The sequence below is a fragment of the Paraburkholderia kururiensis genome, assembly GCF_034424375.1.
Taxonomy (GTDB): domain Bacteria; phylum Pseudomonadota; class Gammaproteobacteria; order Burkholderiales; family Burkholderiaceae; genus Paraburkholderia; species Paraburkholderia kururiensis_A.
Map to the genome: position 1 here is coordinate 4,324,385 of NZ_CP139965.1, position 13,754 is coordinate 4,338,138.

Annotated in this window: 16 protein-coding genes; 6 read left to right on the plus strand and 10 right to left on the minus strand. The window is 63.5% G+C overall.

Translation table 11 applies throughout. The features are described 5' to 3' along the window. Position 1 precedes the first annotated feature (1 nt). Both U0042_RS19430 and sap1 read right to left on the minus strand, forming a co-directional pair. The gene (locus U0042_RS19430) at positions 2-559 is read right to left on the minus strand and encodes a YaeQ family protein (protein ID WP_114813949.1); all 558 of its coding nucleotides are present in this window, start codon (positions 557-559) and stop codon (positions 2-4) included. A gap of 421 nt (positions 560-980) precedes the next feature. Next, entirely contained in the window at positions 981-1,322 is a 342-nt protein-coding gene (sap1, locus tag U0042_RS19435; protein ID WP_114813950.1) for a surface attachment protein Sap1, read from the minus strand. Between the two features lie 574 nt (positions 1,323-1,896). Here sap1 and U0042_RS19440 point away from each other — a divergent pair. The 3 genes from U0042_RS19440 (at position 1,897) to U0042_RS19450 (ending at position 3,276) form a co-directional block, all read left to right on the plus strand. Next, the gene (locus U0042_RS19440; RefSeq protein ID WP_114813951.1) at positions 1,897-2,556 is read left to right on the plus strand and encodes a LysE family translocator; all 660 of its coding nucleotides are present in this window, start codon (positions 1,897-1,899) and stop codon (positions 2,554-2,556) included. Between the two features lie 331 nt (positions 2,557-2,887). Continuing rightward, positions 2,888-3,052, plus strand: a complete 165-nt coding sequence (locus U0042_RS19445) for a hypothetical protein (RefSeq protein WP_198665385.1) — start codon at positions 2,888-2,890, stop codon at positions 3,050-3,052. Between the two features lie 47 nt (positions 3,053-3,099). Further along, on the plus strand, positions 3,100-3,276 hold the full coding sequence (locus tag U0042_RS19450) for a hypothetical protein (protein ID WP_157977879.1): 177 nt from the start codon (positions 3,100-3,102) through the stop codon (positions 3,274-3,276). A gap of 52 nt (positions 3,277-3,328) precedes the next feature. On the opposite strand, the gene U0042_RS19455 is transcribed toward U0042_RS19450, so the two are convergent. Beyond that, positions 3,329-3,496, minus strand: a complete 168-nt coding sequence (locus U0042_RS19455) for a hypothetical protein (RefSeq protein ID WP_157977880.1) — start codon at positions 3,494-3,496, stop codon at positions 3,329-3,331. Between U0042_RS19455 and U0042_RS19460 the strand changes: the two genes are divergently transcribed. Further along, on the plus strand, positions 3,495-3,878 hold the full coding sequence (locus U0042_RS19460) for a hypothetical protein (RefSeq protein WP_114813952.1): 384 nt from the start codon (positions 3,495-3,497) through the stop codon (positions 3,876-3,878). The genes U0042_RS19455 and U0042_RS19460 overlap by 2 nt on opposite strands. Positions 3,879-4,243: 365 nt before the next feature. On the opposite strand, the gene U0042_RS19465 is transcribed toward U0042_RS19460, so the two are convergent. From U0042_RS19465 to mnmE, 3 genes are all read right to left on the minus strand, one after another. Then, positions 4,244-4,429 carry a hypothetical protein gene (locus tag U0042_RS19465; RefSeq protein WP_114813953.1) on the minus strand — a complete coding sequence of 62 codons (186 nt, stop codon included), beginning with the start codon at positions 4,427-4,429 and terminating at the stop codon, positions 4,244-4,246. Between the two features lie 202 nt (positions 4,430-4,631). Further along, positions 4,632-6,062, minus strand: a complete 1,431-nt coding sequence (locus U0042_RS19470; protein ID WP_114813954.1) for a hypothetical protein — start codon at positions 6,060-6,062, stop codon at positions 4,632-4,634. Between the two features lie 90 nt (positions 6,063-6,152). Further along, complete coding sequence (mnmE, locus tag U0042_RS19475) at positions 6,153-7,553, minus strand: tRNA uridine-5-carboxymethylaminomethyl(34) synthesis GTPase MnmE (RefSeq protein ID WP_114813955.1); 1,401 nt, start codon at positions 7,551-7,553, stop codon at positions 6,153-6,155. A 379-nt stretch (positions 7,554-7,932) separates the two neighbouring features. Here mnmE and U0042_RS19480 point away from each other — a divergent pair, with 379 nt between their 5' ends. Continuing rightward, positions 7,933-8,355 (plus strand): transcriptional regulator, encoded by a 423-nt coding sequence (locus U0042_RS19480; RefSeq protein ID WP_114813956.1) that lies wholly within the window; start codon positions 7,933-7,935, stop codon positions 8,353-8,355. A 112-nt stretch (positions 8,356-8,467) separates the two neighbouring features. On the opposite strand, the gene yidC is transcribed toward U0042_RS19480, so the two are convergent. The 4 genes from yidC to rpmH all read right to left on the minus strand — a co-directional run bounded on the left by yidC (position 8,468) and on the right by rpmH (position 11,304). Further along, positions 8,468-10,126, minus strand: coding sequence for a membrane protein insertase YidC (yidC, locus tag U0042_RS19485; protein WP_114813957.1), 1,659 nt, complete (start codon positions 10,124-10,126; stop codon positions 8,468-8,470). Positions 10,127-10,134: 8 nt separating this feature from the next. Next, positions 10,135-10,386 carry a membrane protein insertion efficiency factor YidD gene (gene yidD / locus U0042_RS19490; protein ID WP_114813958.1) on the minus strand — a complete coding sequence of 84 codons (252 nt, stop codon included), beginning with the start codon at positions 10,384-10,386 and terminating at the stop codon, positions 10,135-10,137. 193 nt (positions 10,387-10,579) lie between these two features. After that, complete coding sequence (gene rnpA / locus U0042_RS19495; RefSeq protein WP_232833513.1) at positions 10,580-11,110, minus strand: ribonuclease P protein component; 531 nt, start codon at positions 11,108-11,110, stop codon at positions 10,580-10,582. A 59-nt stretch (positions 11,111-11,169) separates the two neighbouring features. Beyond that, positions 11,170-11,304 (minus strand): 50S ribosomal protein L34, encoded by a 135-nt coding sequence (gene rpmH, locus U0042_RS19500; protein WP_026120950.1) that lies wholly within the window; start codon positions 11,302-11,304, stop codon positions 11,170-11,172. 533 nt (positions 11,305-11,837) lie between these two features. On the opposite strand from rpmH, the gene dnaA reads away from it, so the two are divergent. Next, positions 11,838-13,424 (plus strand): chromosomal replication initiator protein DnaA, encoded by a 1,587-nt coding sequence (gene dnaA / locus U0042_RS19505; protein ID WP_232833507.1) that lies wholly within the window; start codon positions 11,838-11,840, stop codon positions 13,422-13,424. Positions 13,425-13,754 lie beyond the last annotated feature (330 nt).

Below are 13,754 nucleotides of genomic sequence, written 5' to 3' on the forward strand. Positions count from 1 at the left end.
GTTATGCCGCATTCGCCGGCGCTTTCAGTACTGTCCAGTCGATCGCGACCGGTTCGGTCGTCGCGCTGCCAAGCCAGGCGGCGCCGTCTTGCACGGTGCACTGGAGGCGCATGGTGCGCTCCGCGAGTGCGCCAAGCGACGCCGCAACCCCTTCGCCCAACGACCACACCGTGACGTTACGAAGCCGGTCGAGTCGCGTCTGGACGCCCTGCCACCAGATGTCCGAGGTACGGCCGCCGTACGCGATCACGACGACGTCCTCTGCGCGGCCACACGCCTTGGCGATGCGCCGCTCGTCCGGCTGCCCGACTTCGATCCAGCGCTCGATGGCGCCCGTAAGGTCCTTTTGCCAGAGGTCGGGCTCGTCGGTATCCGACAGGCCTTTGCAGAATTCGAGCCGCTCCTGGGCGAAGAGTGCGAATGCTGCGATGCGCACCATCATTCGCTCGTCCGTTTCCGACGGATGCCGCGCGATCGTGAGGGCATGATCGGCGTAGTAATGGCGGTCCATATCCGCGATCTGGAGTTCGGCCTTGTATATCGTCGATTTGAGCGCCATGGAGTATCCCGGACCCGAAAAAACGGGCCGTCTTATTTCGAGCCTTTCGAGCACGATTGACCGGCGCGACAGCGTGCGTTTCATGTCGCGGGAAGAGCACGCGCTGTTCCCGGTCAAACAGTGAAGGCGACCGCAGCGCCGTCGCCATTTATGAAGACGACATTCGGTCATTCGGACTGAACGTCGGCGCGTGATGATACCGGACACCCTGCGGTCGCGCCGCTATGTCGCTTCGGTGTGATGGGATCAGGCGGTGGCGGCGTGCCGCGCGGCGTAGCGGGCAGGCCACCCGGCAGAGAAAGGACAAAAACAAACGGCCTGGCGCGATGGCCAGACCGTTCGTCACTGTTCGCCGTGCATGCGCGCCTTCCACGGCGCTCGGCGGCGCCGTCTCACGCTCGTATGGCGAACGACCGCAGCGTTATTGCTTGATGAACCCGTCGTTTGTCCAGAGGCCTTGCTGATCGGTATTGCCTGCGTTCACGAATTCCACTTCATGGCCGACAACCTGCACCACGCGGAATTGCTGGTTTTCCGGAGTGGACAGGCATTCGAAGCCGGAGAAGAACTCCTGCATCTTCTGTTGTTCGCCGGCGCGCGCATGGTCGTTGACCGCGTCCAGCTTGTCTCGCGAAAGACAGCCGTAGGCGCCTGGCTTGAACTGAATGGTTTGTTGCGGCCTGATTACCGTGTCCTGTGCCTGAACGGCCGAAACGGCAACGACTCCCGCTGCTGCGACAATCAAACCGGCTAGCATCTTCATATTCGCCTCCTGCGGGTAATTTGCTCAGGTTAGCTATGTATTTAACTTCAAAGGAATTCCCGCAGCTTCCAATCTAGAAGAAGCGAAAAAGACTGCAAGCACATCTTGTGTGCGTTCGCAACAGCGTCGATATGTCGCATCGCGTGCGACATATCGACGCAGCCGTGGAGCGCGGTGGGAAAAGGGAAACGGGCGTGTTGCGTCTGGCGCGGGACTGGCTGGCAAGGGCTTATTTTATAAGGCTGCGCGTGGCCCAAATCGTTAACTGGAAAATACAGTTAAGTGATTTACTAAATGCTGGCAGAAAATGACGCGCCGCACCTAAAGTCACATCAATGCGACGTGAAATTTCCGCGATAGGCGCCTCGTAACGCATCGAATGCAGAATAAAAAGGATGCCATATCATCGGCTTTATCATCCCGATACGGGAAACATGCGGCAAACGAATACGCCTTGGAGTACCAATCACGCGGGTTAACCCGCGCATTCCGTATTTCGTCTTGCTAGCCGTCCGGCGCACTTGCGCGCGCTGCGACTTCATGGATAAATCGAACGTCTTCCCCGGAGATCTCCATGACCCTTGCTCACTGGCTTCCGTTTGCCGTCGCTTCCGCCATTCTCGTGGCCATTCCAGGTCCCACCGTTTTGCTTGTGATTTCGTACGCGCTCGGCCATGGCCGGCGCTATGCGCTTGCCACCACGGCCGGCGTCGCGCTCGGCGACCTCACGTCGATGACGGCGTCCATGCTGGGACTGGGCGTCGTGCTTGCCGCATCCGCCACGCTCTTTACCGCGCTCAAGTGGGTGGGCGCGGCCTACCTGGTGTATCTGGGCGTCAAGCTGTGGCGTGCGCCCACTACGTCCGCAGCCGCGGCCCAGAACGGTACGCCCACGGAAGACGACATGCCGGCCGCCGCCGAAACGCGCACCGGCCACATCTTCGCGCACGCCTACGCCGTCACCGCGTTGAACCCGAAGAGCATCATCTTCTTCGTCGCGTTCGTGCCGCAGTTTCTCGATGCTCACGCGCCAACGTGGCCGCAGATCGTCATCCTCGAAGCAACGTTCGTGGCGCTGGCCACGGCCAACGCCTTTGCGTACGCCATGCTGGCGTCGGCGGCGCGCAGTGCGATCCGTAGCGCGCAGGTTCAGCGGGCCGTGAACCGCACCGGCGGTACGCTGCTGATTGGAGCGGGGCTGCTGGCTGCCGTGTGGAAGAAGTCGGCTGCCTGAAGACGAAGACGGGATGCCGAGATGTCGCCGGCCAGCGTGCGGATGGCGCCCGTGGCCTCATCCGTCGCCGCGATAGACGTCGGCCACATAGCGAGCCCCGCGCGTTCATCACATTCAATCAAGGGGAGCGAGCTCACGCGGCGCGTTTGGCGCGGCCGTCGCGAAGGCCCGCTTCGCCAGCGTCCGTGCGGGTTGCCCGCCGTTTGACAGCACCGCCTCAAGCCTTGCGGCGCCGACGCGATGGCCTGCAATGCGCGTTTGCCCACGCTGCAATTCGCCGACAGCCGTCTAGAATGAAAATTACGGCTCCTCGGCGATCAGGAGGCTTATCGTGATCGAGCATCTGGTACTGGGCGCGTTTCTCATCGTGCCGTTGTTAATCGTTGCGTTCCTGTTCTCGGACGAGCTTTGGCAGGAGCACAGGCGGCGTGTTCACGATACGGAGCAGCGTCGTATGGACTGGCGGCACCCCGTCCGCAGTTTCATTCATCACTGACGTCACCGCGCCTCGTCGGTCCGTTGCATGAGGGAAGGGAGTCGCTCGTGTTGCTCGAGTTCTCCTGGATGACCTACTTCCTCGCGCTCCTTGCGCTGATGGCGCTCAGCATCGCGCTGACTACGTTGTGCGCGGTGCCGCCACGTCAGCGCAATGACGCGCCGAGCGTCGATGCCGATGAGCACGACGCCGCGCACGGCCAACACAGTCGGATTCACGGCTAACCCTACGCGCTAGCCTTACAACTCCGCACAACCGCAAGAGTTGGCAAGATCTTCACTCTCGTTTTCCTCCTGGCGTGCCAGTACGATAGCTGCGCACGCTCGCGGCGTGCCGGCCCGGCGGCACGCGCGCGCCGCGCTCATGGATCGGCGCTTCGCTCGCGCGACGGCGATCACGTTTTTCATCCACACGCGGCAGCACAGGCAGCACGAAGCGCAGCATGACCACCTTAGTGACGGTTTCTCTGATCGACGAAAACGGGCGCATCTCGATGAACTGCCAGCGCGCCGATGCCACCTTGCCGCTTGCCGCTGAGCACGTCGAACGGCTCATCGAAGGCCTGGGGGTATTGCGCGAGCAATTGCAGCCGCCCGTGCGGACGCGCGACCCCGTTGCGGGCGAACAGGTTCAGGCCCAGCTCGATCCGCGGTGGTGGGTCGCGCCGGAGATGTTCGTGGGCGGCGCGCTGCTACAGCTGCGCCACACGCGTTTCGGCTGGCTCGCATTCGCGTTGCCGTTGCAAAGCCTGCGAGATCTTCACAAGTCGCTGGGCGATCTGCTGGCTTTTTCGGAGCAGCAGGCAAGGGCGCAAAAGGTCAATTGACCGAAGGTCCGAAAACGACGCGCACGGCGAGACGCGGTAAGGAAGCTCCGACAGGGAATTCACGTAGTGTGCGGTCCCTATTGGCCTGATGGCGCTCTTGTCCGATGATTCGCCCACCATACCTAAAAGCCGTAGACGTTTAGACCACTTGTTTCGTTACGGGGCATGTCATGCTGACCGCAGTCCTGATTGCGTCGCCGATCGCTATCGGCGCGCTTGTCGCCTTTGCATCTTTCGTCGATCCCAGAAGCGGGCACTTCCGCCGACGCTAAGCGCCGTTCGACATGCCGCCTTGGGCGCTGAGCTGATCGCGCGTCTTTAACGCGGGCATCGGCGCGTTGCCGATGCCCGTTCGTCTTGTTGGTCTAGCGGCCATGCCAGCCATGCCCGCCGCCGAAGCCGATACCGACATCGATCGACGGTCCGTAGTAGTAGCCGGGCGCATAGCCGTAGTACGCGGGCGCCGGCGCGTAGCCGTAGTAGCCGGGCGGGGCCACGACGCAGCCCGCCAGTCCCGCCGTCAGCATGAGAACCGTCAGTAGCCTCACCATGATGGGTGCTCCTCATTGAGTCATGGAGGGCGAGAATAGCGCCTTCGGTCTGTAGTAGTTGTGTCCGAAAATTACCGTTCGTACGGTTTCTGACGGCCCGCACGGGCCGCGGCACCAAGCGGGGCACGACCGATTCGAATCGGCGTTTGTAGCGCCTCGTTTCTATTTTCCGCGAGGCGCGTTGCCGCGCCCACGCGCGCCGTCATTTTCCCAACAGCTCGACGATCGCCAACGCCTTTTGCAGTTGCTCGGGACTGAGCGATGCGGCGCCCGCCGAAGGCAATGGGACCGTTGTCCGACCGGCTGTAGACGCGATATCGGCAGCGCTTGAAGCTGTGGCTATTGCGGACGCGACCGGCAGCGTCGTTGCCGGGACCGGACCACCCACATTGCGTGTCGAGGTCGCCGATGCGTGCGGGTTGACGGCCTCGGCAATCGCGTCGTCGAGGTTGTCGAAGAACGTTTGCGGATCCTCGTTTTTGAGCGCATCCAGATCGTTGCGGTCCGACTTGATGAGCCGACTGAGCGCCGGCAACTCCAGCCCCATGAGATCCAGGAATGCCTTCGCGACGATTTGCAGCGTCGGGTCGCCCTTCGCGTACGACTCGCCCTCGATGGCGCCGGCGCGCCGCGCATCGGCGAACGTCTGATATTGCGGAGCGAGGCTGAAGAGGTCGTTCGCCGCTGGGTTCGCAACGAGCAGGGCGATCTCGCAGTCCGGATAGCGCGCGTTATCGATATCGATGAAGTCGCGAATGACGGTCAGGCCGCATCCGCCCAGATCGGCCGCGAGCGTCTGGTTGCCGTTGGCGAGTAACTGGTCGATGGGCGCTGTGCCGGTATTGGCGAGCGTCGTGTAGTCGTAGAGGTTGTATGAGGCGAGGGCGGGCTTGTCCGACATAGCCTTGCTTGTGAGCGCGAGCGCCGTGCCGCACTCGAGCAGGCTGTGGTGGTACTGCAGGACCATCGCGGCAATCGGTACGAGCTCGTGCCCGGTGGCGATGGCGGAGCTCGCCTGGAATTGAAGGTTCCGCTGGTCGGGTGTGGGTCGGATACGGTCCCAGAGCAGCCAGGCGAGCGCGGCCAGGGCGTCCGTCGTGGTGCCCGAAATGTCTGCGCCCAGGTACGAGCCGTAGAACCGTTCCATGTATTTGATCACGCTGCCGTCGAGCAACTTCCACTTGAAGAGCCCGAGTTCCGGCCGTTCGCTGCGGATGTAGCCGGAAACGCCTTCACGGGCGCGATTGCTCGACTTGAACGCAAAGGCATTGCGCAGGCCGCCGCGAAAGGCGGCGACGCTTTCCGGCGCGCCACCTTCCTCGATGTATTCGCCGACGTAGCGCAACGCGTCGCCGACCGCGAACACGTCCCGTACGCTGTCGCCCGCCACGAAGGCTGCGATGCGGCGTTTCGCGTTTTCGAGCGCCTGTTGAGCCTTCGGCTTGTCGACGGGCGCGGCGGGAAGCGCTTCGATGTCGGATTCGAGCTCGGCCGCGAACCTCGTGGCGGTCTCGCCGCTGTCAGCGAACGCCGCGTTACGCAGAACGTCGAGCATGGTGGAAATCTGCGCCGAGCGCAGACGGTTGCGGGCGTCCTGGACGGCGTTACCGTAGATGACGATGGGCTTGGGCATGGAAGCGTCTCCGGTGGGTTGAGCCGCTTACATGACGTTGAAGGAGGGCGCGTGTGAAGGTGCGAGGTGGGGGTGATTTCCGGCGCGGGCCTATTTGCCGATACAAAACCGACTAAAAATCACCCCCAGCAAGTCGTCCGACGTGAATTCGCCTGTAATCGAATTCAGCTGTTCCTGGGCGAGCCGTAGTTCCTCGGCGAAGAGATCCAGTGCCTGGGCGTTCTGGCCGGCGTGCATGGCCGACTGTTCGAGGTGCTGGGCCGCTGCGCGCAGCGCGATCAGATGACGTTCGCGGGCGAGGTACACGCTCTCCGCGCCGGCCTGCCAACCTGCAATGCGCAGCAACTCCGCTCGCAGCAGCGAAACGCCGTCGCCTTGTTTGGCCGATAGTCGCACTTCGCACAGGTCTCCTTCGGCGGCCGGATCCAGCCGGTTCACGGACGGCTCGTTGCCGGTCAGATCGGTCTTGTTGAGCACGCGGATGACGGGCACGGCGGCCGGGAATCGCGTCGCGATGGCGCGATCTTCGTCCGTCATGCCGACGCGCGCGTCGAGCAGGTGCAGCACTACGTCGGCGCGTTCGATCTCGTTCCACGTGCGTTCGATGCCGATCTTCTCCACCTCGTCCTCGGTCTCGCGCAGCCCTGCGGTATCGATCACGTGCAGCGGAATGCCTTCGATCTGGATGGTCTGCGAAACCTTGTCGCGCGTGGTGCCGGCAATCGGCGTGACGATGGCCAGTTCCGCACCGGCCAGCGCGTTCAGGAGCGACGACTTGCCGACGTTCGGCTGCCCCGCGAGCACGACCGACAATCCCTCGCGCAACAGCGCGCCTTGCCGCGCTTCCGCCAGCACGTGAGCCAGCTGTTCGCGGATGCGAGCGAGCTTGCCGCGGGCGTCCGCGGCTTCGAGGAAGTCGATCTCTTCCTCGGGGAAATCGAGTGTCGCTTCCACCAGCATGCGCAGTGCGATGACGTCGTCTACCAGCGCGTGGATATCGCGCGAAAACGCGCCTTCGAGCGACCGACCGGCCGATCGCGCGGCCGCCTCCGTGCTGGCTTCGATCAGGTCCGCCACGGCTTCGGCCTGTGCCAGATCGAGTTTGTCGTTGAGAAACGCTCGACGCGTGAATTCGCCGGGTTCGGCGAGCCGCAGCGCGAATGGGCTACCCGCGTCGATGCATCGTTGCAGCAGCAGCTGCAGCACGATGGGGCCGCCGTGCCCTTGCAGCTCGAGCACGTGCTCGCCGGTGTACGAGTGCGGCGCGGGGAAGTACAGCGCGATGCCGCGGTCCAGCGCATTGCCGCTTGCATCGAGGAACGGCACGTAACTCGCGTGACGCGGGGCGAGCGTTTGCCCCGTAATGGCCTGCATGAGCAACTGGGCGGCCGGTTCGCCGGCGCGGCCGAACGAAACGCGCACTACGCCGATTCCGCCGCGCCCCGGCGCAGTGGCAATGGCGACGATGGGATCGGAGTCGGTGGCGTGCATGGTGGCGAGTCGGAACGGAGAGGGTGGAGCGACGTGCTGCGGATGCGCAGTGCGGGTTCAAGCATAAAGCGCCCGGCATTGTAGCGCGCACGCCGTCGAGGTCAGGAACGCGAAGTGCGCGCTTTGCGAAGCAACGATAGCGAATAGGGAATGGCGAGCCGATATCTCGAATTAGCTAATGCATTTGAGCCGAAAATGGCGTGGACTATTTTGTCGCTTCATGATGAGACCGGCTACCTGCAAGGCTGGGCGAGGAGTTGGTCGATCGAATTCGTTTTGCATCAAAGAATCGTCAAATCAAGCTATATATAGCTTAAATGCACTAAATATAGCCCGACTGGTTGTTAGCACTCTATGAGGCGGATTGCACAATCGCGCCATGCCAACGCCCGAAGAAAAAGCCGCTTTTACCGAACGACTCAAGTTCGCGATGAAGCGCGCGCCCGAAAAGCTTCGCGGCGGTACTGACCTCGCGATGCATTTCAATCTGCGCTATCACGGTGAGCCAGTATCGCCCCAAACGGCCCACAAGTGGCTGACCGGACGCACCATTCCAAAGGAAGACAAACTGCGCACGCTGGCCGAATGGTTCAGCGTCGATCTGCATTGGCTGCATTACGGACCGCCCTCCGGCGGCACCGGCTCCGCAACGGTGCCGAAGCCGCTGCCGCGCGACGAAAAGTATCCGCTGTCGCCTGAAGCGTTGGAACTGGCCTCGAAGATCGAGGCACTGTCGCCGCATCATCGCTATCTCGTGGAAGAACTCATTTCGGAGTTCTACGGTAACGCCGGCAAAAGCTGACCACGCGAAGCGAGTCGGCTCGTTGTGATGTGTTGCCGGCCGCACGACGCCCCAAAAGAAAAAGCCGCCCGGGTCGATAACCGGGCGGCTTTCTTTGCAACGCGGGCGACGGTCAGGCCGCCTTCTTCTTCTGACCCATCATGCGCGTGATGTACCACTGCTGCGCGATGGAAAGCACGTTGTTCACCACGTAGTACAGCACGAGGCCGGCCGGGAAGAAGAAGAACATGACCGAAAAGGCGATCGGCATGAACATCATCATCTTGGCCTGCACGGGGTCCGGCGGCGTGGGGTTGAGCTTCGTCTGCAGGAACATCGAGACGGCCATCAGCACCGGCAGGATGAAGTAGGGGTCTTGCTGCGAGAGGTCGTGAATCCACAGAATCCACGGCGCGCCGCGCATTTCGACCGACGAGAGCAGCACCCAGTACAGCGAGATGAACACCGGAATCTGGATCACCACCGGCAGACAGCCGCCGAACGGATTGACCTTCTCGGTCTTGTAGAGCTCCATCAGCGCGGCGTTCATCTTCTGCGGGTCGCTCTTGAAGCGCTCGCGCAGCGCCTGCATGCGAGGCGTGATCTCCTTCATGCGCGCCATCGACTTGTAGCTCGCCGCCGAAAGCGGGAAGAACACGGCCTTGATGAGCACGGTGAGCAGCACGATCGCCCAGCCCCAGTTGCCCACCACGCTGTGAATCTTTTCGAGCAGCCAGAAGAGCGGCTTCGCGATGATCGTGACCCAGCCGTAGTCCTTCACGAGTTCGAGCCCGGGCGCGATGCCTTCGAGCATGCGCTCTTCTTCCGGGCCGGCGAAGAGACGTGCCGACACGTCAGCCGACTGCCCCGGCGCAATGGTGCCCACCGGCTCCTTCACGCCGACGCGGTACAGCGTCGGGTCGATCTTCTCCACGTACATGTCGCGCTTCGCACCCTGCTTCGGAATCCACGCGGTGGCGAAGTAGTGCTGCACCATCGCGACCCAGCCGTTGTCCGACGAGCTCGCGTAGTCCTGCTTGTTCTTGTCGATGTCGCTAAACGAGATCTTCTGGAAGTGATGCTCGTTCGTGTAGACCGCCGGCCCGATGAACGTGTGCGAGAAGCGCGGCGTTTCCACGGGCTGGCTGTCGCGCACCAGTTCCATGTAGACCGTAGGCGTGACGGGCGCGGTGCCGACGTTGTCGATCTTCGTGTCCACGCCGATCACGTAGCTGCCGCGCGTGAACGTGTACGTCTTCACGACCTTCACACCGCCTTTCACGGGCGACTCGAAGCTCAGCTGGAACGAATTTGCGTTGCCGGTCAGTTCACGCGGACCGGCGGCCGGCGTGAAGACGTCGTTGTGATTCGGGAAGTCGCCGCCGAGCAAACCCGTGCGGGCCAGATACGTGTGGTCCTTCGTGTGGTCGAAGAGCGTGATGTACTGGTTCGGCTTGCCGTCTTCTTCCTTCACGAGCGAGAGCTTGGCCAGCGTGCCGCCGCGCGTGTCGATCTCGCCGTCATAGACGTCGGTGCGGAAATGCACGAGCTGCGCCTGCGCGGCAGGCGCCGTATTCGCGGGCGCGGCGCCGCTGGCGGCCGGCAGGGTCTGGGCGGCCTCCGGCGTTGCGGAAGCCGCGGTGGCACCCGAAGCTCCGCCTGCGGCGGTCTGGGTAGGCGTCGCGCTCGGGAAGAACATCGACGGGCGTCCGTGGTCGCGTTGCCAGTTGTCGAACAGCATGACCGCTGACATGAAGAAGATGACCCATAGGACGGTGCGTTTGATATCCATGCGTTGTCTCAGTGTCGATGGCGTGGCGCGTCAGCGCTTTGGGGAGTAGGTGGCGGGACCAGATCGATGCCGCCCGCGGAAAACGGATGGCACCGGCACAGACGCCTTGCCGCGAGGTAAGTACCACGCGCGGCGCCATGATACTGGATTGCTTCGCGCGCGTAGTCGGAACAGGAGGGGTAAAAGCGGCACCGGTTGCCGAGCAGCGGGCTCACGGCAATCTTGTAGAAGCGCAGTAACGCGATCAGTACCGTTTGCATGGCAGTGCGGCAAGGTGAAGCCGCGAAGAGGAGCGGATAACGGGCTTTTTGCCGCGCTGCTTGCCCCGGTTGGGCCGTGGGCGCCTTCCGCTTGGCGGAGCGGCCGGCGTTCGTGCGGCAAGCGCGATTGCAGTGGTAGCGTTCGCGCTCCGCCCGGATCGTAGCAGGTCGCCTACGTCGCTTGCCGTCATGGTCACGCCGGCGCTGTCTTGCCGGAGCCAGGCGCCCCAGGAGCGGTCGGCTCCGTGGGCTGTACCGCTTGCGGCGCCTCGCCTGAGCCTGGCTGAACACCTTGCGGTGCCGTCTGCGCTTCGCGCTTCGCGATCTCGCGTGCGGCCTTGTCGAGCAACATGCCGATCTCGGCGCGGCACAACGCTTTCAGCGGCGGCGAGGAGGCGCTCGGCAAAGCCTTGCGGTCGATGCGCGTATGCAGACGCAACAGCACGTCCCAGCCGCCGAACTCGGCACGGCGCACCCGGAATGCCTCGCGCGCGACGCGGCGCACGAGGTTGCGCGTGACTGCGCGCGGCGCGAACTTCTTGCCGATCACGAGGCCGAGGCGCGCTTCGTTGCCGGTGGGCCGGCCGTACACCACGAAGTGCGCCGAACGGCGCCACGGACGCAAACGAAAAACGGATGAGAACTCATCCGTTTTCAGCAGCCTTGCGGCTTTGGGAAAGGCGGCTTGCGCTTGCAACGGAACTGGGCCTGATGCGGCGCGCAGATCCGGTTTCGCGCTGGCGCGAGTGCCGGAACCGGCGCGCAATCCGCTCGCTGCGCGCCTTAGACGGCGAGGCGCTTGCGGCCCTTCGCGCGGCGGGCGTTGATCACTTTGCGGCCGCCCGCGGTCTTCATGCGAACGCGGAAGCCATGGGTGCGCTTACGGCGCGTCACGGAAGGTTGGAAAGTACGTTTCATGTTGATCTCACTTGTCGAGAGTCGGTTGCCGGCCTGCTCGCCGGGATCCACCGCGCGGACATCGCTGCGGGTATCGCATGGAAGGCTGCATGGGCAGCCGCATCTCACGCGCGCATTTCACGCTACGACCAGCCGATAACCGGCATGACCAGCGTCAGCACCGGCCACACAAGGCGACAACCGGCAGGTCAAGGGATTTGGTTTTCGCGGAACCCGCTATTTAAGCTGGTTTTCTCTTGGTCGTCAATAGTTTAGGCGGTGGCTCGGGTGGTGGCCCAGGCTGCTCCGGGAGGGCGCCGCCTCCACGCCGGCCCTTGATCCGGCCCTGTGGATAACTCCCTTGCCCCTGGAGTTTGGCGGTAGAATCTCGCCTTGATCCCAAGAATCCTGCACCACGCTCCGGCTTGGCCCGCTTGCGCAAACGCTTGCTGCGCGGACCCGGCGGGGCGTTGTCCGCCTGCTGTCCGGGCCTCGTCGTGTTTGCTCGACGGCGGTGGCAGACGGAGGCGGTGCATACAAAACGAAGCAACTTGATGAACGATTTCTGGCAACACTGTTCCGCACTGCTGGAGCGTGAATTGACGCCCCAGCAGTACGTGACGTGGATAAAACCGTTGGCCCCGGTCGCCTTCGACGCCGCAGCGAACACGCTGCGCATTGCAGCGCCGAACCGCTTCAAGCTCGACTGGGTCAAGAGCCAGTTTTCCGGTCGCATTGCCGATCTGGCGCGCGAGTTCTGGCAGGCGCCGATCGATGTCCAGTTCGTGCTCGATCCCAAGGGCGGCGTGCGGCCGCCCGCCGCGCCGCGCGCACCGCTTGGCCCGCTCGGTGCTGCCGCGACGCCGGGCGCGGCGGCCGTGGATTCCGCGGTAGGCGCCGTGCAGGCCGCGCATGCGGCTCATGCGGCGGTCCAGGTCGCCCAGGTGGCGACGGCCGGCAACGGTGCAAACCAGATCGCCGACGACGCTGCAGACCTCGACCTCCCCAGCCTCGACGCCAATGAAGCCGCGGCGGCGCGTCGTACGTGGCGCCCGGGCGGCAATGCGGCGGCCGCAGCCGGCAATGGCGCAGCGGGCAACGAAGCCGACCCCACCTACGAGCGCTCCAAGCTGAATCCCGTGCTCACCTTCGATAACTTCGTGACCGGCAAGGCGAACCAGCTCGCCCGCGCCGCCGCGATCCAGGTGGCCGACAACCCCGGCATCTCCTACAACCCGCTGTTCCTGTACGGCGGCGTGGGTCTCGGCAAGACCCACCTGATTCACGCCATCGGCAACCAGCTGCTGATGGACAAGCCCGGCGCGCGCATTCGCTACATCCACGCGGAGCAGTACGTGTCCGACGTCGTGAAGGCGTACCAGCGCAAGGCGTTCGACGATTTCAAACGCTACTACCATTCGCTCGATCTTCTGCTGATCGACGACATTCAGTTCTTCTCGGGCAAGTCGCGCACGCAGGAAGAGTTCTTCTATGCGTTCGAGGCGCTAGTGGCGAACAAGGCGCAGGTGATCATCACCAGCGACACGTATCCGAAAGAGATTTCCGGCATCGACGACCGCCTGATTTCGCGCTTCGACTCCGGCCTGACCGTGGCCATCGAGCCGCCCGAGCTCGAAATGCGCGTGGCCATCCTGATGCGCAAGGCGCAGTCCGAAGGGGTAAGCCTGAACGAGGACGTCGCGTTCTTCGTGGCCAAGCATCTGCGCTCGAACGTGCGCGAACTGGAAGGCGCGCTGCGCAAGATCCTCGCTTATTCGAAGTTCCACGGCCGCGAGATTTCGATCGAGCTCACCAAGGAAGCGCTGAAAGATCTGCTCACGGTGCAGAACCGGCAGATTTCGGTGGAAAACATCCAGAAGACGGTGGCCGATTTCTACAGCATCAAGGTCGCGGACATGTACTCGAAGAAGCGTCCGGCGAATATCGCGCGGCCGCGGCAGATCGCCATGTACCTCGCGAAGGAGCTGACGCAGAAGAGCCTGCCCGAAATCGGCGAGCTGTTCGGTGGCCGCGATCACACGACCGTGCTGCACGCCGTGCGCAAGATCGCCGACGAACGCAGCAAGGACGCCCAGCTCAATCACGAACTGCATGTGCTGGAACAGACGTTGAAGGGATAGCGGGACCGGTTGCCACTGTTGCAGATTGCGGCCCAATCGCGGCCGCAGACGCGTCTGCCGCCGGGGCCGGCTGCGCCGTTGAAACACAGGCGGGAAGGGCAGTGTAGCGGGGCGGCAAGGCAGCGTGAGCCCCCTCTGTTTATTTCGCAGAACACCCCCATTTTGGGGAAGTGGTTCCGTTTTCAGGCACAATACAGGTTTAACCGCCCGGCGGTCGCGGGCGGGATTTTCACGCCGAGGCCGGTGCTGCACGCAGGCGCCGGCGGGGGACCGGGGCCGCGCGGTGACGAGCCGGGCGAGACGCGCAGGCCGTCACATCAACGAAGGAAC

What these genes read in the sequence shown, in the direction of transcription:
- U0042_RS19430 (WP_114813949.1), bottom strand. Translation starts at nt 559, where the DNA reads ATGGCGCTCAAATCGACGATATACAAGGCCGAACTCCAGATCGCGGAT.
- sap1 (WP_114813950.1), bottom strand. Translation starts at nt 1,322, where the DNA reads ATGAAGATGCTAGCCGGTTTGATTGTCGCAGCAGCGGGAGTCGTTGCC.
- U0042_RS19440 (WP_114813951.1), top strand. Translation starts at nt 1,897, where the DNA reads ATGACCCTTGCTCACTGGCTTCCGTTTGCCGTCGCTTCCGCCATTCTC.
- U0042_RS19460 (WP_114813952.1), top strand. Translation starts at nt 3,495, where the DNA reads ATGACCACCTTAGTGACGGTTTCTCTGATCGACGAAAACGGGCGCATC.
- U0042_RS19455 (WP_157977880.1), bottom strand. Translation starts at nt 3,496, where the DNA reads ATGCTGCGCTTCGTGCTGCCTGTGCTGCCGCGTGTGGATGAAAAACGT.
- U0042_RS19465 (WP_114813953.1), bottom strand. Translation starts at nt 4,429, where the DNA reads ATGGTGAGGCTACTGACGGTTCTCATGCTGACGGCGGGACTGGCGGGC.
- U0042_RS19470 (WP_114813954.1), bottom strand. Translation starts at nt 6,062, where the DNA reads ATGCCCAAGCCCATCGTCATCTACGGTAACGCCGTCCAGGACGCCCGC.
- mnmE (WP_114813955.1), bottom strand. Translation starts at nt 7,553, where the DNA reads ATGCACGCCACCGACTCCGATCCCATCGTCGCCATTGCCACTGCGCCG.
- U0042_RS19480 (WP_114813956.1), top strand. Translation starts at nt 7,933, where the DNA reads ATGCCAACGCCCGAAGAAAAAGCCGCTTTTACCGAACGACTCAAGTTC.
- yidC (WP_114813957.1), bottom strand. Translation starts at nt 10,126, where the DNA reads ATGGATATCAAACGCACCGTCCTATGGGTCATCTTCTTCATGTCAGCG.
- yidD (WP_114813958.1), bottom strand. Translation starts at nt 10,386, where the DNA reads ATGCAAACGGTACTGATCGCGTTACTGCGCTTCTACAAGATTGCCGTG.
- rpmH (WP_026120950.1), bottom strand. Translation starts at nt 11,304, where the DNA reads ATGAAACGTACTTTCCAACCTTCCGTGACGCGCCGTAAGCGCACCCAT.
- dnaA (WP_232833507.1), top strand. Translation starts at nt 11,838, where the DNA reads ATGAACGATTTCTGGCAACACTGTTCCGCACTGCTGGAGCGTGAATTG.